This is a genomic window from Streptomyces sp. WAC05292, from assembly GCF_003949955.1.
Classification (GTDB): Bacteria; Actinomycetota; Actinomycetes; order Streptomycetales; family Streptomycetaceae; genus Streptomyces; species Streptomyces globosus.
In genome coordinates, this window is sequence record NZ_RPSE01000010.1 from 1 (window position 1) to 22,731 (window position 22,731).

Consider the following 22,731-nt stretch of genomic DNA (forward strand, 5'->3'; position numbering starts at 1 on the left):
CGACGCCGCAGCCCGCGCCGGCGCCGGCGTCCGGCCGCGCACCCGCCGCGTCCCCCTCGCCGCCGCCCTCGGCGAGGTCCTCGCCACACCCCTGGACGCCCTCACCGACCTGCCGTCCTTCGACACCTCCGCCATGGACGGGTGGGCCGTCGCCGGCCCCGGCCCCTGGACCGTCCGCGCCGACGGCGGCGTGCTCGCCGGGTCCGGGCGGCCCGAGCCCCTCGCCGACGGCGAGGCCGTGCGGATCGCCACCGGCGCCCGGATCCCCGCCGACACCACCGCCGTCATCCGCAGCGAGCACTCCCGCGAGGCCGGCGGGCAGCTCTACGCCGACCGGCCCGTCACCACCGGCCAGGACATCCGGCCCCGCGGCCAGGAGTGCCGCTCCGGCGACCTGCTGCTGCCCGCCGGCTCCCTGGTCACCCCCGCCGTCCTGGGACTCGCCGCGGCCGCCGGGTACGACGGGCTCACCACCCGGCCCCGGCCCCGCGTCGAGGTGCTGGTCCTCGGCGACGAGCTGCTCACCGAGGGCCGTCCGCACGACGGCCTGATCCGCGACGCCCTCGGCCCGATGCTCGGCCCCTGGCTGGAGCGGCTCGGCGCCGAGGTCACCGCCACCCGCCGGATCGGGGACGACGACGCGGGCGCCGAGGCGCTGCTGGAGGCCGTCACCGGTTCGGAGGCCGACGTCGTCCTCACCACCGGCGGCACCGCCTCCGGGCCCGTCGACCACGTCCACCCGGTGCTGCGCCGGGCCGGCGCCGAGCTGCTGGTCGACGGGGTGGCCGTACGCCCCGGGCACCCCATGCTGCTGGCCCGTCTCGGCGACGAGGCCGGCGGCCGGCACGTGGTCGGCCTGCCCGGCAACCCCCTCGCCGCCGTCTCCGGCCTGCTGACCCTCGCAGAGCCGCTGCTGCGCGCGCTGGCGGGCCGCCGCCGGCGGCCCCGGTACGGGGCCCCCGTCCAGGGCGACGTGCCGGGGCACCCGTACGACACCCGGCTCGTCCCGGTCCGGCTGACCGACGAGCACGCCGTACCGCTTCGCTACAACGGGCCCGCGATGCTGCGCGGCATCGCGGCGGCCGATGCGCTGGCCGTCGTACCGCCGCACGGTGCGCGGTCAGGACAGGACCTGGAGATCCTCGACCTGCCGTGGGTCTCGGGAGGATGTTTCACGTGAAACTGCACGGCCACGACGCCATGGCGCGGGGGGCGGACGAGAAGCTCGTCTCACGCCGCATCAAACTGCCGCGGCAGGTGGTGGAGAAGCCGCTCCGGCAGGTCGCCAAGCGGCTGCTGATGGCGCTGTTCGTCCTGCTCCTGACGGTGCTGATCGTCTGGCTCGACCGGGACGGCTACCACGACAACGCGAACGAGACGGTCGACCTGCTCGACTGCTTCTACTACGCGACGGTGACCCTGTCGACGACCGGCTACGGCGACGTCGTCCCGCACAGCGACAGCGCCCGCCTGGTCAACATCCTGCTGATCACGCCGCTGCGCGTGCTCTTCCTGATCATCCTGGTGGGTACCACCCTGGAAGTGCTCACGGAGCGCACCAGGGAAGAGTGGCGGCTGAGCCGCTGGAGGAAAAACTTGCGCGAGCACACGGTCGTGGTCGGCTTCGGCACCAAGGGCCGCTCGGCCCTCCAGACACTGCTGGCCACCGGCCTCCAGAAGGAGCAGGTCGTCATTGTCGACCCCAGCTCCAAGGTCATCGACATCGCCAACTCCGAGGGCTTCACCGGCGTCGTGGGCGACGCGACCCGCTCCGACGTCCTGCTGCGCGCGGAGCTCCACAAGGCGCGCCAGGTCATCATCGCCACCCAGCGCGACGACACCGCGGTCCTCGTCACTCTGACGGCGCGGCAGATGAACCGCGGCGCGAAGATCGTCGCCGCGGTCCGCGAGGAGGAGAACGCGCCGCTGCTGCGGCAGTCGGGCGCCGACGCGGTCATCACCAGCGCGAGCGCGGCCGGCCGGCTCCTCGGGCTGTCGGTACTGAGCCCCAGCTCCGGCGAGGTGATGGAGGACCTCATCCAGCAGGGCAGCGGCCTGGACATCGTGGAGCGGCCCGTGAAGAAGTCCGAGGTCGGCAAGGGGGTGCGGGAGACCGAGGACCTGGTCGTCAGCGTGCTGCGCGGACACCGGCTGCTGCCGTACACCGACCCGCACGCCAGCCCCCTCCAGCTGACCGACCGCCTGATCACCATCGTGCGCGCCGCCCCGCCGGCGCAGCCCCCGATCAACCTCGGCCCGGCCGACTAGTAGTGCTGCACGGACCGGCCCGGGGCGGGGCGTTGGCGTACGCTCCGGGCCATGCATGCGATCACGATCGAGCAGCCCGGCGGTCCCGAGGCCCTCGTCTGGGACCGGGCACCCGACCCGGTGGCGGGCGAGGGAGAAGTCCTCGTCGACGTCGCCGCGAGCGCGGTGAACCGCGCCGACCTCCTCCAGCGGCAGGGCTTCTACGACCCGCCGCCCGGCGCCTCCCCCCACCCCGGCCTGGAGTGCTCGGGGCGGATCGCCGCCGTCGGGCCCGGGGTGTCGGGCTGGGCCGTCGGCGACGAGGTGTGCGCCCTGCTCAGCGGCGGCGGCTACGCGGAGCGGGTCGCCGTCCCCGCGGGGCAGCTGCTGCCCGTTCCGGCGGGCACCGACCTGGCGACGGCCGCGGCTCTGCCCGAGGCGGCCTGCACCGTCTGGTCCAACCTCTTCATGGTCGCCCACCTGCGCCCCGGCGAGACCGTGCTGGTGCACGGCGGCGCGAGCGGCATCGGCACCATGGCCGTCCAGCTGGCGAAGGCCGCCGGGGCGACGGTGGCGGTCACCGCGGGCGGGCCCGAGAAGCTCGCCCGCTGCAAGGAGCTCGGCGCCGACATCCTGATCGACTACCGGACCCAGGACTTCGCGGCGGAGGTGAAGGCCGCGACCGGCGGGGCCGGGGCCGACGTCATCCTGGACATCATCGGCGCCAAGTACCTCGCACGGAACGTCGATGCCCTCGCCGTGAACGGACGGCTCGTCGTGATCGGGCTCCAGGGCGGCGTGAAGGCCGAGCTGAACCTCGGCGCACTGCTCGCCAAGCGGGCCGCGGTCGCCGGGACGACGCTGCGGGCGCGGCCCCGGGAGGAGAAGGCCGCGATCGTCGCGGCCGTACGGGAGCACGTGTGGCCGCTGGTGGCGGCGGGCCGCGTCCGGCCCGTCGTCCACACCGTGCTGCCGATGCGCGAGGCCGCCGAGGCCCACCGGCTGGTGGAGTCCGGCGCCCACGTCGGCAAGGTGCTGCTGGCCGTCTGACCCCGCAGCGCACTGCGGGGCCGGACGGCCGGGCGCGGTGGCGCGCCGGTCCGGGCGGTCTGACCCCCGCCCGGACCGGCCGCCCCGCCCGCGGGCGGGTCTACAGGGTGCGCAGCAGCACCGCCGGGTTCTCCACGCAGTCGGCGACGTACCGGAGGAAGCCGCCCGCCGTGCCGCCGTCGCACACCCGGTGGTCGAAGGTGAAGGACAGCTGCACGACCTGGCGGACGGCGAGCTCGCCCCGGTGCACCCACGGCTTGGGGGTGATCCGGCCGACCCCGAGCATCGCGGCTTCCGGGTGGTTGATGATCGGCGTCGATCCGTCCACCCCGAACACCCCGTAGTTGTTCAGGGTGAAGGTGCCGCCCGTCAGGTCGGACGGGGCGAGCTTCCCGGTGCGCGCCAGCTCGGTCAGCCGCGCGAACTCCGCCGTCAGCGACTCCGCGCTGCGCTCGTGGGCGTCGCGGACGACCGGGACGACCAGGCCGCGCTCCGTCTGGGCGGCGAAGCCCAGGTGCACGGAGGGCAGGCGGACGATCTCGTTCGCCGCGAGGTCGACCGTGGAGTTGAGCTCCGGGTACCGGGCCAGCGCCGCCGTGCAGATCCGGGCCAGCAGGGCCAGCACCGAGACCTTCGGGCCGCCCGCGGCGTTCATCGCCGCGCGCGCCGCCATCAGCTCGGTGGCATCGGCGTCGACCCAGCAGGTGGCGTCGGGGATCTCGCGCCGGCTGCGCGAGAGCTTGTCGGCGACCGCGCCGCGCAGCCCCTTGAGCGGGATCCGCTCGGCGCCGGCCGGCGCCGCGGCGGCGGTGGCCGGAGCGGCGGCGGGTGCGGCGGGGACGGCCGCCTGCGGCCGGAGCGCCGCCTCGACGTCCGCGCGCAGGATCAGGCCGTCGGGCCCGGACCCGGTCAGGGCGCGCAGGTCGATCCCGTTGTCGCGGGCCAGCTTGCGCACCAGCGGCGAGATGACCGGGACCGGCCCGGCGGGCCGGACGGCGGGAGCGGCCGGAGCAGCGACGGCCGCGGGGGCGGCGGGAGCGGGGGCCGGAGCCGCGGAGGCGGGTCGCACCCGCCTCCGACGCGCCGTGCGCGAGTGGTCCGTGCCGTAGCCGACCAGGACGTTGCCCGAACCGGACTCCTCCGGCTCCCGCACCGTGCCCGCGCCGGCCGCGTCACCCGCGCCCGCACCCACCGCCACCGTGATCAGCGGTGCTCCGACGGGGAGTTCCGTGCCCTCCTCCCCGAAGCGGGCGGTGACGACACCGCCGTAGGGGCACGGCACTTCCACCATCGCCTTGGCCGTCTCGACCTCGACCACGGGCTGGTCGACGGCGACGACGTCGCCGACCGCGACCAGCCAGCGGACGATCTCGGCCTCGGTCAGTCCCTCCCCGAGGTCGGGGAGCTTGAACTCCATCACCTGGGCCATCAGTTCTCCCACTGGAGGCGGGCCACGGTGTCCAGGATCCGGTCCACACCGGGCAGGTGGTGCTTCTCCAGCATCGGCGGCGGGTACGGGATGTCGAAGCCCGTCACGCGCAGCACCGGTGCCTCCAGGTGGTGGAAGCACTTCTCCTGGATGCGGGCGGCGATCTCCGCGCCGGGGCCGCCGAAGCCGTTCGCCTCGTGGACGATCACGGCGCGGCCGGTGCGGCGCACCGAGGCGACGACCGCCTCCTCGTCGAACGGCACCAGCGAGCGCAGGTCGAGGACCTCCAGGTCCCATCCCTCCTCGCGCGCCGCCTCGGCCGCCTCCAGGCACACCGGGAGCGACGGCCCGTACGTGATCAGGGTGGCGCCGGTGCCCGCGCGGCGGACGAGCGCCTTGCCGATGCCGGGCACGCCGGCCGGGGCCTCGGGGTTCCAGTCGGCCTTCGACCAGTAGAGCCGCTTGGGCTCCATGAAGACGACCGGGTCGTCGCTGGCGATGGAGGCGCGCAGCAGCCCGTAGGCGTCCTCGACGGTCGCCGGGGTCACCACGTGCAGCCCGGGGGTGGCCGTGTAGTACGCCTCGGAGGAGTCGCTGTGGTGCTCGACGCCGCCGATGCCGCCGCCGTAGGGCACGCGGATGGTGATCGGCAGGGGCATCGCGCCGCGGGTGCGGTTGCGCATCCGCGCCACGTGCGAGATGAGCTGCTCGAACGCCGGGTAGGCGAACGCGTCGAACTGCATCTCCACGACCGGCCGCAGGCCGTACATGGCCATGCCGACCGCCGTGCCCAGGATGCCGGCCTCGGCGAGCGGGGTGTCCGTGCAGCGGTCCTCGCCGAACTCCTTCGCGAGTCCGTCGGTGATGCGGAAGACGCCGCCGAGGGTGCCGACGTCCTCGCCCATCACGTGCACGGCCGGGTCCGCGGCCATCGCGTCGCGCATGGCCCGGTTCAGGGCCTGCGCCATCGTCGCGGGCTTCGCCGCCACCGTCGTCACGACTGCTCCTCCGCGTCGAGCTCGGCGCGCAGCATGTCCGCCTGCTCGCGCAGCCGGCCGGTCTGCTCCGCGTAGACGTGCGCGAAGATGTCCATCGGGTTCAGGACCGGGTCGGCGTTCATCCGCTCGCGCAGGTCGGCCGCCATCTCCTCGGCGGCGTCCTTGGCCGCCTGGACCGCCTGCTCGTCCAGGATCCCGCGGGCGGTCAGCTCGCGCTCCAGCAGTGCCACGGGGTCGTGCGCCTTCCATGCCTCGACCTCGGCGTCCCCGCGGTAGCGGGTCGCGTCGTCGGCGTTCGTGTGGGCTTCGATGCGGTAGGTGACGGCCTCGACCAGGGTCGGTCCGCCACCCGAGCGGGCCCGCCGGACGGCCTCGGACAGCACCTCGTGGACGGCGGCGATGTCGTTGCCGTCGACCAGGCGGCCGGGCATGCCGTAGCCGACGGCCTTGTGCGCCAGGGTCGGGGCGGCCGTCTGCTTCGAGAGCGGGACGGAGATCGCGAAGCCGTTGTTCTGGACGAGGAAGACCACCGGGGCCTTCCAGACGGCCGCGAAGTTCAGGGCCTCGTGGAAGTCGCCCTCGCTGGTGCCGCCGTCGCCGACCATGGCGAGCGCCACCACGTCGTCGCCGCGCAGCCGGGCCGCGTGGGCCAGGCCGACCGCGTGCGGCAGCTGGGTGGCCAGCGGGGTGCTGAGGGGGGCGATGCGGTGCTCGCGCGGGTCGTAGCCGGTGTGCCAGTCGCCGCGCAGCAGCGTCAGCGCCTGGACGGGGTCCAGGCCGCGCGCCACGGCCGCCAGGGTGTCCCGGTAGCTCGGGAAGAGCCAGTCCTGCTCCTCGAGGACCAGGGCGGCCGCGATCTCGCAGGCCTCCTGGCCGACCGTGGAGGGGTAGACGGCGAGCCGGCCCTGCCGGGTCAGCGCGGTGGCCTGCGCGTTGTAGCGGCGGCCGCGGACCAGTTCCGCGTGGCAGCGGCGCATCAGGTCGGCGTCGAGCCGCTCCGCGGCCGGGGTGCCCAGCACCCGGTACGGCTCGGGGTCCGGGAGCAGCGGAGCGGCGTCCGTACGGGGCCTCCAGGCGGGCGGCGGGGTCGACCGGTGGGACGCACCTGCGCCGGGCAGCTCTTGGACCGTCATGGCGGCGTACACCTCCTCTTGGGAAGCGGGCTGGGGTACCGCCCAGCGGGTGGGCTGGGGGGAGGGACGCGGCCACGGGTGTGAGGCGCCTCACCAACCGATTGTTCGGTCGATGGCGCAATTTGGCTACAGGCGGGTGCAGGCTGTGGACAAAGTGGCGCCGGGGCCCTGGGATGGATGCAGGACGTCCAGGACAGGGAGGCAGTGGGCAATGCCGGATGAACAAATGGCCGCGGCGGGCTCCGCAGCGGGATCCGCACCCACGCCGGCAGGAGGTCCCGCTCCCGCCCCTCAGGCCCCTCCCCGCCCACTGGACCCCATCGACCGTTCGATCATGCGGCTGCTCCAGGCGGACGGACGGGCCTCCATACGGTCGGTCGCCGAGCAGGTGCACGTGTCCCGGGCGAACGCCTACGCCCGTATCAACCGGCTCATCGACGACGGCGTGATCCGCGGGTTCACGGCGCGCGTCAACCACGAGCGGGCGGGCCAGGGCGCCTCCGCCTACATCACGCTGAAGATCGTGCAGAACTCCTGGCGGACGGTCCGCGAGAAGCTCCGCGAGCTGCCGGGCGCGGCCCACATCGCGCTGGTCAGCGGCGACTTCGACGTCCTGCTGCTGGTCCACACGCCCGACAACCGCACCCTGCGCGAACTGGTCCTCACCCGCCTCCAGTCGATCCCGGAGGTGCTCTCGACGCGCACCCTGCTGGTCTTCGAGGAGACCGACCTGCTCGATGCGGGCCCCGGCGGCGGAGCCCAGGCCATCGCGGAGGAGTGACCGCGCCCCTCCGGCCCCGCGCCGGACGCGGCGGCGCCCCGGAGGCGGCCCTGCGGGCCTGCCTCCGGGGCGCCGTTCACGGGGTCACTTCGTCTCGTAGTACCCGAACATGTCGACGATCAGGTCGATGTCGCCGAAGCTCTGGTTCCAGAGGTCGATGGTGCCGTTGGTCCCGCCGGAGCTCGCCTGCACCAGGTTCGGGACCGTCTTGCCCGGCGTGAAGTTCAGCGAGGAGGACTGCGGCGGGTCCTGCCAGACGGCCGTCTCGTCGAAGTAGGACGCCGGCGAGTTCACGTCGGGGGCGACGGAGAGGAAGCCGCTGTCGCGGGTGTTGGTCACCGTCGTGTTCAGCACGTACCCGGCGATGCCCTCCTCCTTGTGGGAGATGTTCATCCAGATGTACTCCTGGCCGGGCAGGGGGCCGCTGCCCCACGTGCGGGTGTCCAGGCGGCGGTGCGGGGCGACGGCCATGAAGGCGCCCGAGCTGTCGGGGCTGTAGTAGCCGACCACGTCGACGATGACGTCGACGCCCGCCCAGGCGCCGTTCATGATGCTGATCCGGCCGTCGGAGCCGACCGGGACGATCACCGAGTTCGCGACGGTCTGCCCGGCCGTGAAGTTGACGTTCGAGGTGTTCGGGGCCGCCTGGCCGCTCGGGTAGACGGTCAGGTGGCCGGCCTCGCGCGGGCCGGTGGCCGTCACGTTCAGGGCCACGGCGGTGGCGTTCGAGGGCACGTAGAGGCCGCCGAGCTGGGTGGAGAAGCTGCCGCGGCCCGCGACCTGGCCGACACGGGGCGCGCCGAGGCCGGAGCGGGTGTCGACGGTGCGGACCGGCGTCATCGGCGTGTAGCCGCTGGAGGCGGTGCGGCTGAAGTAGCCGGTGACGTCGGCGATGAGGTCCACCGCCTCCCAGCCGCCGTTGTACAGCTCGACCGTGCCGTCCTTGCCGACCGGCACGATCACCATGTTGGGGACGGTCTGACCGGCCTCGAAGTTGAGGTTCGAGGTGGCCGGGCGCTGGCCGCCGCCGGGGAAGGCGGTGACGTGGCCGCCCGTGGCGGTGTTGGTGACGGTGACGTTCAGGGCGACCGCGGTGGCGCCGGCCGGGATCTTGGCGTTACCGGCGATCTTCACCCGGGTCGAGGTGTAGGGCGCGACCTTGCCGCCGCCGCTACGGGTGTCCAGCAGGCGGGTCGGGGTGTGCGGCGTGAAGTCCGAGCCGCTGGTCGAGAGCGGGACCTCGTTGACGACCTGGGCGTTGTTCGCCTCGTCGGTCACGGTGACCTTGACGTTGTACTCGCCCAGCTCGGCGTAGCGGTGCTGGCGCTTGACCTCCAGGCCGGGCAGGCCGTCGGCGGTGTCGACGGTCCCGTCGCCCCAGTCGAAGGTGACCTTGAGCGTCGTGCCGGGGGCGCTCACGATCGCCGCCTGCAGCTCGACGCCGTGGGCGGTGGTGGTGCGGCCGTTCAGGACGACGGCCAGCTCCTCGTTGGCGGAGGGGGCGGGCTCCGCCTGCGCCGTGGCGTCGGACTGCGCGGTGGCGCCGGCCTCCGCGCCGGAGCGCGCCTTGCCCTTCGTACCGGGCAGGGCCTTGCGGACCGACCGCTCGGCCGGGCTGTGGAAGGTCTTGGCCTCGGGCTTGGCCAGCGGGCCCGCGTCCACGCCCCCTGCGGGCGCCCCCTTGGCCGCGGGTCGGGCGGGAGCGGCCTGTGCCGCTGCCGGCACCAGGACCGTTCCGAAGCTGGCCGCCACGACGACGGCGGCGGAAATGACAAGACGGCGGTTGCGCACCGGCCCCCCATGTTGATTTTTGAACACGCTCAGGATCGAGTCGGGCCCAGCGTACATGCCGCCACACCCTCTTGATCGCACAATTTTTCGGCCAAAAACCGCAGGCCGGATGGAAGGGACCCGTCCGCTACGGCCGGGCGGTGCGCAGCCCGTCGAAGGCCATGTGGACGACCGCGTCGGCCAGCTGGCCGGGGGTGGTCCCCGGGTGCGGCCGGTACCACTCGACCAGCGAGTTCACCATGCCGAACAGCAGGCGCGTGGCCAGCCTGATGTCCACGTCCGCGCGCAGGTCGCCGTCCGCCGCGGCGGCCTTCAGCAGCTCCGCGACCTGGTGGTCGAACTCGCGGCGCCGCTCCAGCGCCCACCGCTCGGTGCGCGTGTTGCCCCGCACCCGCAGCAGCAGCGTCACGTACGGCAGCTCGTCGACCAGCACCTCGACGGTGCGCCGGGTCACGTACTCCACCCGCTCCACCGCGCGGCCGCGTACGGCGCCGGGCTCGTCGAGGACGGAGAACAGCCCGTCCAGGGCCCGGCTGACGGCGCGCTCCAGGAGTTCCTCCTTGCCCGCCACGTGGTGGTAGATCGAGGACTTCGAGATGCCCGCCGCCTTGGAGAGGTGCTCCATGGAGGTGCCGTCGTATCCGCGCTCGTTGAAGACCTGGACGGCCACGGAGAGCAGGCTCTCCGGGGTGTAGGTGTCGCGCCTGGCGGTCGTCATGCGCCGCCCCCGTCCTGCCCGTCCGCCCCGGCCCCGGCCTCTTCGCCGTCCGCCGCGTCCTCGGCGTAGCCGAGCCTGAACAGCGCGAGGGAGGGCGCGTACCGGCCGCCCGGACAGCGCTCGTCCAGGTGGTGCAGCAGGTCGTAGGCCCAGTCGCGGCCGAGGCGCCGCTGCCATTCGGAGGGGCCGAGCGGGTAGTTCACGCCGAGCTTCATCGCGGTGTCGACGTCCTCGGCGGTGGCCACGCCGCGGGCGACCGCGTCCGCGGTGAGGTCGATCAGCATCGCGACCGTGCGGGCCACGATCATGCCGGGCACGTCGCCGATGACGGAGACCTGCTTGCCGAGGCGCTGGAAGAGGCCGACGGCCTCGGCGAGGGTGCGCTCGCTCGTGTCCTCCGAGGCGGACAGGGCGATCCGGGTGGCGCCGCGGTAGTCCGGCGAGAGGTCGAAGTAGACGACGTCGGTGAACTCGACGGACGTCCTGCCGTCGGCGAGGACCAGCTGGCCCTCGCCGGGCAGCTGGATGTACGGGCCCCCGCTGCCGGCGGCCGTGACGGCCACGCCCGCCTCCTCGATCAGGTCCACGAGCTCCGCGGCCGGCCCGAGGTCGCCGACGACGGTCACCTTCTCCGGCGCCTCCTCGGGCCCGGCGGTGTGCGGCTGCGGGAGCTCCGCGTCCGGCCCGTACGGGAACCAGCCGTGCCCCGACTTGCGGCCGAGGCGGCCCGACTGGACCAGGCGGCGCTGCGCGAGCGACGGGGTGAACTTCGGGCTGCGGTGGAAGGACTCCCACACGGAGCGGGTGACGGCCTCGTTGACGTCCTGGCCGATCAGGTCGGTCAGCGCGAAGGGGCCCATCCGGAAGCCGCCGCACTCGCGGAGCACGGCGTCGATCGTGGCCGGGTCCGCGCCCTGCTCCTCGTACACCGCGAAGGCCTCGGCGTAGAAGGGCCGGGCGATCCGGTTGACGATGAAGCCGGGGGTGTCGGCGCAGCGCACCGGCGTCTTCCCCCAGCCGAGGACGGTGCGGTACGCGGACTCGGCGGCGGCCGGGTCGGTCGCGAAGCCGCTGACCACCTCGACGAGCGGGAGCAGCGGGGCAGGGTTGAAGAAGTGCAGGCCGAGGAAGCGGCCCGGGTGGGCGAGGCCCCCCGCGAGCTCGGTGACGGAGAGGGAGGAGGTGTTCGTGGCGAGCAGCGCGTCCGGGGCGACCACTTCCTCGAGCGCGGCGAACAGCGCCCGCTTGACCGCGGCGTCCTCGACGACGGCCTCGATGACGAGTGCGGCGTCCGCGAGGTCGGCCAGGGTGGCCGCGGATCCGATCCGGGCGGCCGCGTCCGCGGCCTCGGCGCGCTCGACGCGGCCCTTGGCCGCCATCCGCTCCACGCGGTCCCGGACGATGCCGACGGCGTCGGCGGCGAGGCCGGCGTTGACGTCGTGGACCAGGACGCGGTGGCCCGCCAGCAGGGCGACCTGGGCGATTCCCTGGCCCATGGTGCCCGCGCCGACGACCGCCACGGTGCGGGACCGCTCGATTGCTGTCATGTCCTGATCCTCCCGCACCGGGTTGTCCACAGGCCGGTCGGGCCCTCTTGTCCCGACCGATCGTTCGGTTACTCTAACTCCAGTCTGCTCGTCTTCACCCGCCCTTGCCTGAACCCAGCCCGCGATCCAGTCCGATCTTGCCCGGCTCAACGAGGAGTTGGTCCCTGATGGCCGCCGAGCCCACCCGCCCCCAGACGACCGCCCTGTCGGAGCTCTCCGCCCGGCACCGGCCCACCCTCGACCAGGCGCTGGAGGCCATCCGCAGCCGCGCGTACTGGTCCCCGCACCCGGAGCACCCGAAGGCCTACGGCGAGACCGCCCCGGTCGACGGCCTGGCGGCCTTCGAGGCGCTGCGGGGCACCCGCCTGGAGCTGGACCAGCCGGGGACGGACGGCTGGACCGGCGGCGAGGTCTCCCCGTACGGCCCGGAGCTGGGCGTGGAGTACCCGCACGCCGACGTGGACGTGCTGCTGCCCGCGATGAAGGCGGGCATGGCCGCCTGGCGGGACGCCGGCCCGGAGGCGCGCGCCGTGGTCTGCATCGAGATCCTGGCCCGGATCAGCGCCCGGACGCACGAGTTCGCGCACGCGGTGATGCACACCAGCGGCCAGGCCTTCATGATGGCGTTCCAGGCGGGCGGCCCCCACGCGCAGGACCGCGGCCTGGAGGCCGTGGCGTACGCGTACGCGGAGCAGACCCGCGTGCCCGGCGAGGCCGCCTGGTCCAAGCCGCAGGGCAAGAGGGACCCGCTCCGGCTGGACAAGACCTTCAAGGCCGTCCCCCGCGGCATCGCCCTGGTGATCGGCTGCAACACCTTCCCCACGTGGAACGGCTACCCGGGCCTCTTCGCCTCCCTCGCCACGGGCAACCCGGTGCTGGTCAAGCCGCACCCGCGCGCGGTCCTCCCGCTCGCCCTGACCGTGCAGGTCGCCCGCACGGTCCTGGCGGAGGCGGGCTTCGACCCGAACCTGGTGGCGCTGGCGACCGAGCGCCCCGGCGAGGGCATCGCCAAGACCCTCGCGGTCCGCCCCGAGATCAAGCTGATCGACTACACCGGCTCCACGGAGTTCGGCGACTGGCTGGAGGCCAACGCCCGCCAGGCGCAGGTCTACACGGAGAAGGCCGGCGTCAACACGGTCGTCGTCGACTCCACGGACGACTACAAGGGCATGCTGGCGAACCTGGCCTTCTCGCTGTCCCTGTACAGCGGCCAGATGTGCACGACCCCGCAGAACCTGCTCATCCCGCGCGACGGCATCGACACCGACGCCGGCCGCAAGACCTACGACGAGGTCGTCGCGGACCTCGCGGCCTCGGTCGGCGGCCTCCTCGGGGACGACGCCCGGGCCAACGCGCTGCTCGGCGCGCTGGTCAACCCGGACGTCAAGGCCCGCCTGGAGGCGGCGGCCGGGCTCGGCGAGGTGGCGCTCGCCTCCCGCGAGGTCGCGAACCCCGACTTCCCGGGCGCCGTGGTCCGCACCCCGGTCATGGTGAAGCTGGACGCGGCCAAGTCGGACGACGCGGCGCCCTACCTCTCCGAGTGCTTCGGGCCGGTCTCCTTCGCGGTCGCCGTGGACTCCACGGCGGACGCGCTGGAGCTGCTGCGGCGCACGGTCCGCGAGAAGGGCGCCATGACGGTGGGCGCGTACACGACCTCGGCGGACACCGAGCGGGCCGTCGAGGAGGTCTGCCTGGAGGAGTCGGCGCAGCTGTCGCTGAACCTGACCGGCGGGGTGTACGTCAACCAGACCGCCGCGTTCTCCGACTTCCACGGCTCGGGCGGCAACCCCGCGGCGAACGCGGCGCTGTGCGACGGGGCGTTCGTCGCGAACCGGTTCCGCATGGTGGAGGTCCGCCGCCAGGCCTGACGGCCGTGGGGCGGGGGCGGGGCAGGGCCGGCGGCTCAGCCGGCCTTGGGCCCGCCCCAGTGGAAGAGGGACATGGCCACGCTGGTGGCCAGGTTGTAGCTGGACACCTGGGGCCTCATCGGCAGCGACACCAGGTGGTCGGCGCGGGCGCGCAGCTCGGGCGAGATGCCGTGGCGCTCGGAGCCGAAGGCCAGCAGGGCGTCGTCCGGGAGGGCGAGGGCGCGGATGTCCTCGCCCTCGGGGTCGAGCGCGTACAGGGGGCCCTCGGGCAGGGTGTCGAGGGTGACCCGGTCCACCGTCGTCGCGTAGTGCAGCCCTGCACCGGCCCGGACCACGTTGGGGTGCCAGGGGTCGAGGTCGCCGCGGGTCACCACGCCCGTGGCGCCGAAGCCGGCGGCCAGCCGGACCACGGCTCCGACGTTGCCGAGGTTGCGGGGGTTGTCCAGCACGACCACGGGCGCGCTCCGCGGCCGCCGGTCCAGCAGGGACCGCCCCCGCGCCGCGTCCGGCCGTACGGCGAGGGCGGCGACCCCGGTGGGGTGCACGCGGGCGACGAGCCCGCGCAGGTCGGCGGGGCGCAGCAGCCGCCGTACGTCCCCGAGGACGTCGGGGGCGAGCTGCGCGGCCAGCGCGAGGGCGGCGTCGGGGTCTCGGGCCACCGCGATCCGCACGTCCGCACCGAACCGCAGGGCGTGCTTGAGGGCGTGGAACCCGTCGAGCAGCACGAGACCGTCCTGCTCCAGCCCCGCCTGCCACTCCCGCACCGTCTCGTCGCTCATGCCCCGACCCTACGGCGCCGCGCTCACCCCGCGGTCCGCGCACCCGACGGCGGGGAGCCGGGGCCGGGCCCCGCCTCGGCGCCGGGGGCCCGCTGCGGGGGGAGACCCGCGGCGCCCGGCCCTCCGCCCGGCCGCGCCCGGCGCAGCCGCCGCCCGACCCCGGTGCGCATGCCCGCGGCCCGCGCCCCGAGCCACAGCAGGAACGCGGTCGGCAGGAACACCGCGTCGGCGGCGATCATCGCCATGGAGAAGAACGGCAGCCCCAGCAGCACCGCGATGCCCGCGTGCTCCAGCACCATCACGGCGAGCAGGACGTTCTTCACGCGTCGCTGGAAGACCGTGAACGGGAACGCCACCTGCACCGCCACCGTCCCGTACGTCAGCAGCATCACCAGCGTGCCGCTGCCCGCCAGCAGCGACGACAGCTCCGGCCAGGGGCTGAAGTAGTCGAGGCCGAGCGGGTAGTACAGCGCGGTGCCGTCCTGCCAGCGGGACCCCTGGACCTTGTACCAGCCGGCGGTCGCGTAGATCAGGCACACCTCGGCCGCGATGACGAGCATGCCTGCGTTGTGCACCGTGTTCGCGAGGACGTCGAGGACGGCCCGGGCCTCGCTGCGCGGCTCGTGGCGGTCGACCATCCACCACACGGCGCAGACGACCCACAGGGCGGCGAGGGCTGCGACCCAGCCGTAGCCGAGCCGCCCGGTCACCGTGCCGAACGCGAACACGGCGCCGAGGACGCCCCACAGCACCGGCCCGGCCGCCCCGGCGGAGGCCGAGCCGTGGAGCCGCGCCCTGCGCGCGTCCAGCGACCACACCTGCGCACACCGGGTCAGGACCAGGTACATCGCCATCAAATGGATGACGTTGTCCCCGCCGTCGCCCATGAACACGCTGCGGTTCTGCAGCGACAGCACCCCGGCCGCGAACACGGCGGACACCGCCCGGGTCCGCCAGCCCAGGGCGAGCAGGGCGCTCGCCGCCACCGACAGCGCGTACACGGCCTCGAACCACAGGGCGGAGTCCGACCACAGCAGGACGGTGAAGGCGTGGTTGGAGTCGACGAGGCGGCGGGCCAGCTCCCAGCTCCAGGGGCCGTCCGGCCCGTACAGCTCGTGCCGGTGGGGGAACTCGCGCAGCAGGAAGCAGAGCCAGGTCGTCGCGAAGCCGATGCGGACGACGGCGCTCTGGTACGGGCCGAGCGCCTCCCCGGTGGCGCGGGCCAGGGCGCGGCCGGCGGCGGCCCGGGCCCTTCTCACACCGTCCACCACGACAGCTCCCGGTGGTGGGTGCGCGTGTCGGTCTCCTCGCCGCTCCACGCGGGGGCGGCGACGGCGCGGGTGGCGGAGCGCAGCTGGACCCGGACGATCTCGCCGCCGTCGGCGGGGCGGGCGGCGCGCAGCCGGTTCAGCGCGATCCGCTTCAGGTACTGCTCCGAGAGCCCGCCGCGCTCGCCGACGGGCCGGTCCTCCTCGTCGTGCGAGGCGGTGAAGAAGTCCCAGGCCCGCCGCAGCTCGTTCTGGCGGGTGTGGCTCGGGAACAGGCTGTGCCGGATGGCCCTGCCGTCCTCGGCGGAGAGGTCGCGCCACGCCTCGGTGACGAGGCCGCCGTCGCGGGTGCGGACCTGGGCGCGCGCCTCGACGGCGATGTTCTGCTGGAGGGGGTTGGGGGCGAAGAGCTTCCAGTTCTGCTCGAACTCGGGGTAGATCCAGGCGTCCACGGCCGGCGCGTGCCGCTTGCTGAGCGTGTTGGCGGGGGCGACGTGCAGGAAGACGGCCGCGAGGTGGGCGCAGGCGGCGAGGGCGACGGCGGCGAGGGCCGCCGTCGCGACGACGCGGCCGGGGGTGCCGAGGCCCGCGATGCCGGGCGCGCGGACGGGCCCCGGGGAGTCGGGTGGAAGGGGCTCCTCCGCGGCCTCGCGCGCGTTCGCTTCCATCCTGCCCCGATCGTTTCGCCGTCCACAGGGTCGACCTCAGAGGTTGACACCCTACGGGGCGCCGTCTCACCATTGAAGAGCATGAACCGAACGATCGGTCGGTCGGGCGGTAAAAGGACTTCGGCAGGGGGCCGGGATGGTGGCAGTGACCCCGGAATCGGGGCAGGACTCGGGCCTCGGGGCAGACCTCGGGGCGCAGCTCGCGGCGGCCTTCGACGCCGCGGTCGCGGCCGACGAGCGCGTCGAGCCGCGCGACTGGATGCCCGAGGAGTACCGCGCCTCGCTCGTCCGCCAGATGGCGCAGCACGCCCACTCCGAGATCATCGGCATGCAGCCCGAGGCCAACTGGATCACGCGCGCGCCCTCGCTGCGCCGCAAGGCGATCCTCATGGCCAAGGTGCAGGACGAGGCCGGGCACGGCCTGTACCTGTACAGCGCGGCCGAGACCCTCGGCACCAGCCGGGACGAGCTGCTCGACAAGCTGCACTCCGGCCGGCAGAAGTACTCGTCGATCTTCAACTACCCCACGCTGACGTGGGCGGACGTCGGCGCGATCGGCTGGCTCGTGGACGGCGCGGCGATCACCAACCAGGTCCCGCTGTGCCGCTGCTCCTACGGCCCGTACGCCCGCGCGATGGTCCGCATCTGCAAGGAGGAGTCCTTCCACCAGCGGCAGGGCTTCGAGCTCCTCCTCGCCCTCTCGAAGGGCACCCCGGAACAGCACGCGATGGCGCAGGACGCGGTGGACCGCTGGTGGTGGCCCTCGCTGATGATGTTCGGCCCGCCGGACGACGAATCGGCGCACTCGGCGCAGTCCATGGCCTGGCGGATCAAGCGCCACTCCAACGACGAGCTGCGCCAGCGGTTCGTGGACATCGCCGTCCCCCAGGCCGAGACCCTCGGCCTGACCCTGCCCGACCCGGACCTCAAGTGGAACGAGGAGCGCGGGCACTACGACTTCGGCCCGATCGACTGGGCGGAGTTCTGGGACGTCCTCAAGGGCAACGGCCCCTGCAACGAGCAGCGGCTGAGCCAGCGCCGCCGGGCGCACGAGGAGGGCGCGTGGGTCCGCGAGGCCGCCGCGGCCTACGCACGCAAGCACGCGGCGGCACCGGCCGCGGCGGAACGGAACGAGGAGGCACGGGTATGACGCAGAACTGGCCGCTGTGGGAGGTGTTCGTGCGCTCGCGGCGAGGCCTGTCGCACACGCACGCGGGCAGCCTCCACGCGCCGGACGCCGAGATGGCCCTGCGCAACGCCCGCGACCTGTACACCCGGCGCAGCGAGGGCGTCTCCATCTGGGTGGTGCCCTCCGCCGAGATCACCGCCTCCTCGCCGGACGAGCGCGACCCCTTCTTCGCGCCCGCCGCCGACAAGGCGTACCGGCACCCGACCTTCTACGACATCCCGGAGGGGGTGAGCCACCTGTGACCGCCACCGACACCACCGTCTCCGCCGCCCTCGCCCTCGGCGACGACGCGCTGGTCCTCTCGCACCGCCTCGGCGAATGGGCCGGCCACGCCCCCGAGCTGGAGGAGGAGGTCGCCCTCGCCAACATCGCGCTCGACCTGCTCGGCCAGGCCCGCTTCCTGCTGTCCATGGCGGGCGACGAGGACGAGATGGCCTTCCTCCGCGAGGAGCGGTCCTTCCGCAACCTCCAGCTCGTCGAGCAGCCGAACGGGGACTTCGCCCACACCATCGCCCGGCAGCTGTACTTCAGCCTGTACCAGCACGAGCTGCACACGGACCTCGCCGCCGGGGACGGCCCCTTCGCCGGGCTGGCCGCGAAGGCCGTCAAGGAGACCGCCTACCACCGCGACCACGCCGTGCAGTGGACGCTCCGCCTCGGCGACGGCACCGAGGAGAGCCGGCGCCGGATGCGGGCCGCCCTGGACGCCCTGTGGAAGTTCACCGGAGAGATGTTCCAACCGGTCGAGGGGCTCGACGGAATCGACTGGGAGGCCCTGGAGGGCCGCTGGCTCGCCGCCCTGACCGAGGTGCTGGAGCGGGCCGGCCTCGCCCTCCCCGAGGGGCCGCGCACCGGCGCCTGGGCGGCCGGAGCCGGCCGGCAGGGCCTGCACACCGAGCCGTTCGGCAGGATGCTCGCCGAGATGCAGCACCTGCACCGCAGCCATCCGGGGGCGTCGTGGTGACCGGCCCGGCCGGCGCCGGCTCCGGATCCGGCGCCGCGACCGCGAGCCGCCTGGAGGAGGAGCTGGCGGCCCTCGCCGGCTCCGTCCCGGACCCGGAGCTGCCCGTGCTCACCCTCGCCGACCTCGGGGTCCTGCGCGGGGTGCGGATGCACGAGGACGGCCACGCCGAGGTCACCCTGACCCCCACCTACACCGGCTGCCCGGCGGTCGAGGCGATGTCCGCCGACATCGAGCGCGTCCTCGCCGGCCACGGCATCCCCGACGTGCGGGTCCGCACGGTGCTCTCCCCGGCCTGGTCGACCGACGACATCACGGCCGAAGGCCGCCGCAAGCTCGCCGAGTTCGGCATCGCCCCGCCCCGCCCGCACGCCGCGGGCGGACCGGTGCCGGTCGCCCTTTCGGTGCGCTGCCCGCACTGCGGCTCCACCGAGACCGAGCTGCTCAGCCGCTTCTCCTCCACCGCGTGCAAGGCGCTGCGCCGCTGCACCGCCTGCCGCGAACCGTTCGACCACTTCAAGGAGCTGTAGATGGCCGCGACGACGCCGGCGCCCGCGCCGAGCCCCGCGCGACCCGCGCGCCACGGCGCCTTCCACCGGCTGGCGGTGGCCGCGGTCGACCGGCTCACCGACGATTCCGTGGCGCTGACGCTGTCGGTCCCCGAGGAGCTGCGCGACGCCTACCGGCACGCTCCCGGCCAGCACCTGACGCTGCGCCGCACCGCCCCCGGCGGCGCCGAGGTCCGGCGCACGTACTCGATCTGCTCCCCGGCCCCCGACCCGGCCGGGCCCGGCCCGGCGTCGCTCCGGGTGGGCGTCCGCCTGGTGGAGGGCGGCGAGTTCTCCACCTTCGCGCACAAGGAGGCCGCCGCCGGCGATGTGCTGGAGGTGATGGTCCCGGCCGGGCGCTTCGTCCTCGACCCGGCGGCCGCCCCCGCAGGCGCCCACTACGCGGCCGTCGTCGGCGGCAGCGGCATCACCCCGGTGCTGTCCATCGCGGCGACGCTGCTCGCGGCCCGGCCCGACGCCCGGTTCTGCCTGGTGCGCAGCGACCGCACGGCCGCCTCGACGATGTTCCTGGAGGAGGTCGCCGACCTCAAGGACCGCTACCCGGACCGCTTCCAGCTGGTGACGGTGCTCTCCCGCGAGGAGCAGGAGGCGGGCCTGCCGTCGGGCCGGCTCGACCAGGAGCGCCTGACGGGCCTGCTGCCGGCGCTGCTGCCCGTCGCCGAGGTGACGGGCTGGTACCTGTGCGGTCCGTACGGCCTGGTCGTCGAGGCGGAGCGGGCCCTCGGCTCGCTGGGCGTGGTCCGCACCAGGATCCACGAGGAGGTCTTCCACGTCGAGGACGCCGCGGCGCCCGCCGCGCCCGCGGCCGCCGCCGCGGCGCCGGCCCACGGCCGGGTCACCGCGCGCCTGGACGGCCGCGCCGGCACCTGGCCCGTGCAGGCAGGCGAGTCCCTCCTCGACACGGTCCTGCGGAACCGGGCGGACGCGCCGTACGCCTGCAAGGGCGGCGTCTGCGGCACCTGCCGCGCGTTCGTGGTCTCGGGCGAGGTCCGGATGGACCGGAACTTCGCCTTGGAGGCCGAGGAGACGGAAGCCGGGTTCGTGCTGGCCTGCCAGTCGCACGCGCTGACGGAGGAAGTCGAGATCGACTTCGACCGCTGACGCTCCGCCGCCGCCCGCGGCCTGTCCAATTGCCGGAACCTGCCCTATCTTGACGCTCCGTCAGATATCGGGGCGGGTTCCGGCGCATCGGGAGGACGGGCAGTGGACTTCACCTTCACCGAGGAGCAGCAGGCCGCCGAGGAGGCGGCCGCAGCCGTCTTCGCGGACACCGCACCGGACGGGGTGCCCAGTCCGGCCCTGGTCCCCGGCGCCGTCGCGGACGACTTCGACCGAACCCTGTGGTCCCGCCTGGCGGCCGCGGACCTCCTCGGCCTGGTGCTGGCCGAGGAGCACGGAGGCGCGGGCCTCGGCGCCACCGCCCTGTGCCTGGTGCTGCGCGAGGCGGGCAGGGTGCTTGCCCGGGTGCCGCTGCTGGAGCACTGCGCGACCGCCGCGGCGGTCCAGGCCCACGCCGACCCCGAACTGGCCGCCGCTCTGCTGCCCGGCGCCGGCACGGGCAGGCTCGTCCTGACCGCCGCCGCCCACGGCCGCACCGGCCACGACCCGGCGGAGCTCGCCGTCACCGCCCGCCGCGACGGCGCCGACTGGGTGCTGGACGGCGTACAGACCGCCGTCCCCTGGGCGCACGGCGCGGACTGGACCGCCGTACCGGCGCACACCGGCGGCGGGGCGGCGGTACTCGCCCTGGTACCGCGCGGCGCGCAGGGCCTCGCCCTCGCCGACCAGTTCTCCACCAGCGGGGAGCGGCTCGCGGAACTCACCCTGAACGGCGTGCGCATCCCCGCGGCGCACCTCCTCCGGGCCCCGCAGGCGTGGGAGCGGCTGCGCCGGCTCCTCACGCTCGGGACGTGCGCGCTCGCCCTCGGCGCCGGCTCCGCCGTACTCGGCATGACCAGCCGGTACACCTCGCAGCGCGAGCAGTTCGGCTTCCCGGTCGCCACGTTCCAGGCGGTCGCCGTGCAGGCCGCCGACCGCTACGTCGACCTGCGTGCGATGGAGGCCGTCCTCTGGCAGGCGGCCTGGCGCCTCGACACCGACGGGGCCGGCGGCCCGCTGCCCGCGGCCGGCGACCTCGCCGTCGCGAAGATCTGGGCGTCGGAGGGCGTGCGCCGCATCGTCCAGACCGCCCAGCACCTGCACGGCGGCTTCGGCGCCGACACCGGCTACCCGCTGCACCGCTACCACGCCTGGGCCAAGCAGCTGGAGCTCCAGCTCGGGCCGGCCGCCGCCCACGAGGAGGAACTGGGCGACCTGCTGGCCGCCCACCCGCTCTCCTGAGCCCGCAGGAGCCCAGGCCGCCTCCTCCGGAGCCTGCGTGGCGCGTGCCCTAGAGCACGAAGGCGTCGGCCCCGGTCTCCGTCACCATCGCGCGGCCGGCGCCCTGCCAGGCCTGCATGCCGCCGTCGACGTTGACCGCGTCGATGCCCTGGCGGACCAGGTACTGGGTCACCTGGGCGGAGCGCCCGCCGACACGGCACACCACGTGCACCCGGCGGCCGTCCTCGACGGCCTCCGTCAGCTCGCCGAAGCGGGCCACGAAGTCGCTCATGGGGATGTGCAGCGCGCCCTCGACGTGGCCCGCGGCCCACTCGTCGTCCTCGCGGACGTCCAGGACAAACCCTTCGGCGGGCACCGCGGCGGCGTCCACCGAGGGAAGCGGCCCGAAGTTCATACGTCGCCTTCTCTCGTCACAGGTCCGGCCTCCCAACTTAGCCGAGCCCGAGGCCCCCGCGGCCCCGCTACGGCCGGTCGGCCAGCTCCGCCAGCAGGGCCTCCTTCTCGGAGACCTGCGCGAGCAGCTGCTCGGCGATCTCGTCGAGCAGCCCGTCCGGGTCCTCGGGCGCCATCCGCAGCATGGCGCCGATCGCGCTGTCCTCCAGCTCACGGGCCACCACCGACAGCAGCTCCTTGCGCTGCGCCAGCCACTCCAGGCGGGCGTACAGCTCCTCGCTCTCGCCGTACCCCTGCGTCCGGGCGGCGGCCGGGCCGGCCTCCCACTCGGCGGCCAGCTCGCGCAGCTGCTGCTCCTCGCCGCGCCCGTACGCGGCGTTGACCCGCGCGATGAAGGCGTCGCGGCGCTCCCGCTCGGCGTCGTCCTGCGCGAGGTCGGGATGCGCCCGGCGGACCAGGTCGCGGTAGAGGCGGCGGACCTCCTCCGTGGGCCGCACCCGCTGCGGCGGGCGCACCGGCCGGTCGGTGAGCATCGCGGCGGCGTCGTCGGAGATGCCGTCGGAGTCCATCCAGTCGTGGAAGAGCTCCTCGACGCCCGGCATCGGCATCACCAGCGACCGGGCCTCGCGGGCCAGCCGCAGGTCCTCCTCGTCGCCGGTGCGGGCGGCGCGGGCCTCCGCGATCAGCGCGTCCAGCTCGTCGAGGCGCGTGTACATCGGGCCGAGCTTCTGGTGGTGCAGCCGGGAGAAGTTCTCCACTTCGACCCGGAAGGTCTCGACCGCGATCTCGAACTCGATCAGCGCCTGCTCGGCCGCCCGCACGGCCCGCTCCAGGCGGGCCTCGGGCCGCTCGCCGCCGGCCGCACCGCCGTCGCCGGCGCCGTCGGCGCCGCCGGGGTGCCCGGCGGCGGTTTCCTCAGTCTGCTGCTCGCTCACCCGGCCAGCCTAAGGCCGGGGCGCCCGGACCGATGTTTCACGTGGAACATCGGTCCGCGACCGTGAC

At 74.4% G+C, this 22,731-nt stretch carries 22 protein-coding genes; 11 read left to right on the plus strand and 11 right to left on the minus strand.

Annotated elements, in window-relative coordinates:
* From EF903_RS02320 to EF903_RS02330, 3 genes are all read left to right on the plus strand, one after another.
* On the plus strand, positions 1-1,180 hold a 1,180-nt coding region (locus tag EF903_RS02320), incomplete at its 5' end, for a molybdopterin molybdotransferase MoeA (protein ID WP_148142498.1).
* The gene (locus tag EF903_RS02325) at positions 1,168-2,268 is read left to right on the plus strand and encodes a TrkA family potassium uptake protein (RefSeq protein ID WP_125540901.1); all 1,101 of its coding nucleotides are present in this window, start codon (positions 1,168-1,170) and stop codon (positions 2,266-2,268) included. The genes EF903_RS02320 and EF903_RS02325, both read left to right, overlap by 13 nt.
* Before the next feature lie 51 nt (positions 2,269-2,319).
* On the plus strand, positions 2,320-3,297 hold the full coding sequence (locus tag EF903_RS02330; protein ID WP_125540902.1) for an NAD(P)H-quinone oxidoreductase: 978 nt from the start codon (positions 2,320-2,322) through the stop codon (positions 3,295-3,297).
* A 100-nt stretch (positions 3,298-3,397) separates the two neighbouring features.
* On the opposite strand, the gene EF903_RS02335 is transcribed toward EF903_RS02330, so the two are convergent.
* The 3 genes from EF903_RS02335 to pdhA are packed head-to-tail and all read right to left on the minus strand — an operon-like array spanning position 3,398 to position 6,857.
* On the minus strand, positions 3,398-4,726 hold the full coding sequence (locus EF903_RS02335) for a dihydrolipoamide acetyltransferase family protein (RefSeq protein ID WP_125540903.1): 1,329 nt from the start codon (positions 4,724-4,726) through the stop codon (positions 3,398-3,400).
* Positions 4,726-5,724, minus strand: coding sequence for an alpha-ketoacid dehydrogenase subunit beta (locus EF903_RS02340; RefSeq protein WP_125540904.1), 999 nt, complete (start codon positions 5,722-5,724; stop codon positions 4,726-4,728). The genes EF903_RS02335 and EF903_RS02340 overlap by 1 nt, the downstream gene beginning before the upstream one ends.
* Entirely contained in the window at positions 5,721-6,857 is a 1,137-nt protein-coding gene (gene pdhA, locus EF903_RS02345; RefSeq protein ID WP_125540905.1) for a pyruvate dehydrogenase (acetyl-transferring) E1 component subunit alpha, read from the minus strand. The genes EF903_RS02340 and pdhA overlap by 4 nt, the downstream gene beginning before the upstream one ends.
* 211 nt (positions 6,858-7,068) lie before the next feature.
* Between pdhA and EF903_RS02350 the strand changes: the two genes are divergently transcribed.
* Positions 7,069-7,638 carry an Lrp/AsnC family transcriptional regulator gene (locus EF903_RS02350; RefSeq protein ID WP_125540906.1) on the plus strand — a complete coding sequence of 190 codons (570 nt, stop codon included), beginning with the start codon at positions 7,069-7,071 and terminating at the stop codon, positions 7,636-7,638.
* Positions 7,639-7,722: 84 nt separating this feature from the next.
* On the opposite strand, the gene EF903_RS02355 is transcribed toward EF903_RS02350, so the two are convergent.
* From EF903_RS02355 to EF903_RS02365, 3 genes are all read right to left on the minus strand, one after another.
* Complete coding sequence (locus EF903_RS02355; protein WP_125540907.1) at positions 7,723-9,486, minus strand: PKD domain-containing protein; 1,764 nt, start codon at positions 9,484-9,486, stop codon at positions 7,723-7,725.
* 70 nt (positions 9,487-9,556) lie between these two features.
* Positions 9,557-10,147 carry a TetR/AcrR family transcriptional regulator gene (locus tag EF903_RS02360; protein ID WP_125540908.1) on the minus strand — a complete coding sequence of 197 codons (591 nt, stop codon included), beginning with the start codon at positions 10,145-10,147 and terminating at the stop codon, positions 9,557-9,559.
* Complete coding sequence (locus tag EF903_RS02365; RefSeq protein ID WP_125540909.1) at positions 10,144-11,694, minus strand: 3-hydroxyacyl-CoA dehydrogenase; 1,551 nt, start codon at positions 11,692-11,694, stop codon at positions 10,144-10,146. The genes EF903_RS02360 and EF903_RS02365 overlap by 4 nt, the downstream gene beginning before the upstream one ends.
* 167 nt (positions 11,695-11,861) lie before the next feature.
* Between EF903_RS02365 and paaN the strand changes: the two genes are divergently transcribed.
* The gene (paaN, locus tag EF903_RS02370) at positions 11,862-13,562 is read left to right on the plus strand and encodes a phenylacetic acid degradation protein PaaN (RefSeq protein WP_125540910.1); all 1,701 of its coding nucleotides are present in this window, start codon (positions 11,862-11,864) and stop codon (positions 13,560-13,562) included.
* 35 nt (positions 13,563-13,597) lie between these two features.
* Here the strand turns inward: paaN and EF903_RS02375 are convergent, their stop codons facing one another.
* Genes EF903_RS02375 through EF903_RS02385 form a run of 3 tightly spaced genes read right to left on the minus strand, consistent with a single transcriptional unit; the run spans position 13,598 to position 16,277 of the window.
* Positions 13,598-14,341, minus strand: coding sequence for an RNA methyltransferase (locus EF903_RS02375; protein WP_125540911.1), 744 nt, complete (start codon positions 14,339-14,341; stop codon positions 13,598-13,600).
* A gap of 23 nt (positions 14,342-14,364) precedes the next feature.
* Positions 14,365-15,609 carry an HTTM domain-containing protein gene (locus tag EF903_RS02380; protein ID WP_399419965.1) on the minus strand — a complete coding sequence of 415 codons (1,245 nt, stop codon included), beginning with the start codon at positions 15,607-15,609 and terminating at the stop codon, positions 14,365-14,367.
* Positions 15,597-16,277, minus strand: a complete 681-nt coding sequence (locus EF903_RS02385; RefSeq protein ID WP_125540912.1) for a DUF5819 family protein — start codon at positions 16,275-16,277, stop codon at positions 15,597-15,599. Before EF903_RS02385 ends, EF903_RS02380 begins: the two co-directional genes overlap by 13 nt.
* Before the next feature lie 136 nt (positions 16,278-16,413).
* Between EF903_RS02385 and paaA the strand changes: the two genes are divergently transcribed.
* The 6 genes from paaA (at position 16,414) to EF903_RS02415 (ending at position 21,336) form a co-directional block, all read left to right on the plus strand.
* Positions 16,414-17,427, plus strand: coding sequence for a 1,2-phenylacetyl-CoA epoxidase subunit PaaA (gene paaA, locus EF903_RS02390; RefSeq protein WP_114053292.1), 1,014 nt, complete (start codon positions 16,414-16,416; stop codon positions 17,425-17,427).
* The gene (gene paaB / locus EF903_RS02395) at positions 17,424-17,708 is read left to right on the plus strand and encodes a 1,2-phenylacetyl-CoA epoxidase subunit PaaB (protein ID WP_114053291.1); all 285 of its coding nucleotides are present in this window, start codon (positions 17,424-17,426) and stop codon (positions 17,706-17,708) included. Before paaA ends, paaB begins: the two co-directional genes overlap by 4 nt.
* Positions 17,705-18,430 (plus strand): 1,2-phenylacetyl-CoA epoxidase subunit PaaC, encoded by a 726-nt coding sequence (gene paaC / locus EF903_RS02400; protein ID WP_125540913.1) that lies wholly within the window; start codon positions 17,705-17,707, stop codon positions 18,428-18,430. Before paaB ends, paaC begins: the two co-directional genes overlap by 4 nt.
* The gene (gene paaD / locus EF903_RS02405) at positions 18,424-18,957 is read left to right on the plus strand and encodes a 1,2-phenylacetyl-CoA epoxidase subunit PaaD (RefSeq protein WP_390335692.1); all 534 of its coding nucleotides are present in this window, start codon (positions 18,424-18,426) and stop codon (positions 18,955-18,957) included. Before paaC ends, paaD begins: the two co-directional genes overlap by 7 nt.
* A complete protein-coding gene (locus EF903_RS02410) occupies positions 18,958-20,097 on the plus strand; it encodes a 2Fe-2S iron-sulfur cluster-binding protein (RefSeq protein WP_125540915.1) in 1,140 nt (379 codons plus the stop codon).
* Between the two features lie 102 nt (positions 20,098-20,199).
* Positions 20,200-21,336, plus strand: a complete 1,137-nt coding sequence (locus EF903_RS02415; protein WP_125540916.1) for an acyl-CoA dehydrogenase family protein — start codon at positions 20,200-20,202, stop codon at positions 21,334-21,336.
* 49 nt (positions 21,337-21,385) lie between these two features.
* On the opposite strand, the gene EF903_RS02420 is transcribed toward EF903_RS02415, so the two are convergent.
* Both EF903_RS02420 and EF903_RS02425 read right to left on the minus strand, forming a co-directional pair.
* Entirely contained in the window at positions 21,386-21,730 is a 345-nt protein-coding gene (locus EF903_RS02420) for a rhodanese-like domain-containing protein (protein WP_125540917.1), read from the minus strand.
* 67 nt (positions 21,731-21,797) lie between these two features.
* The gene (locus tag EF903_RS02425; protein ID WP_399419970.1) at positions 21,798-22,664 is read right to left on the minus strand and encodes a J domain-containing protein; all 867 of its coding nucleotides are present in this window, start codon (positions 22,662-22,664) and stop codon (positions 21,798-21,800) included.
* Between the last annotated feature and the right edge of the window lie 67 nt (positions 22,665-22,731).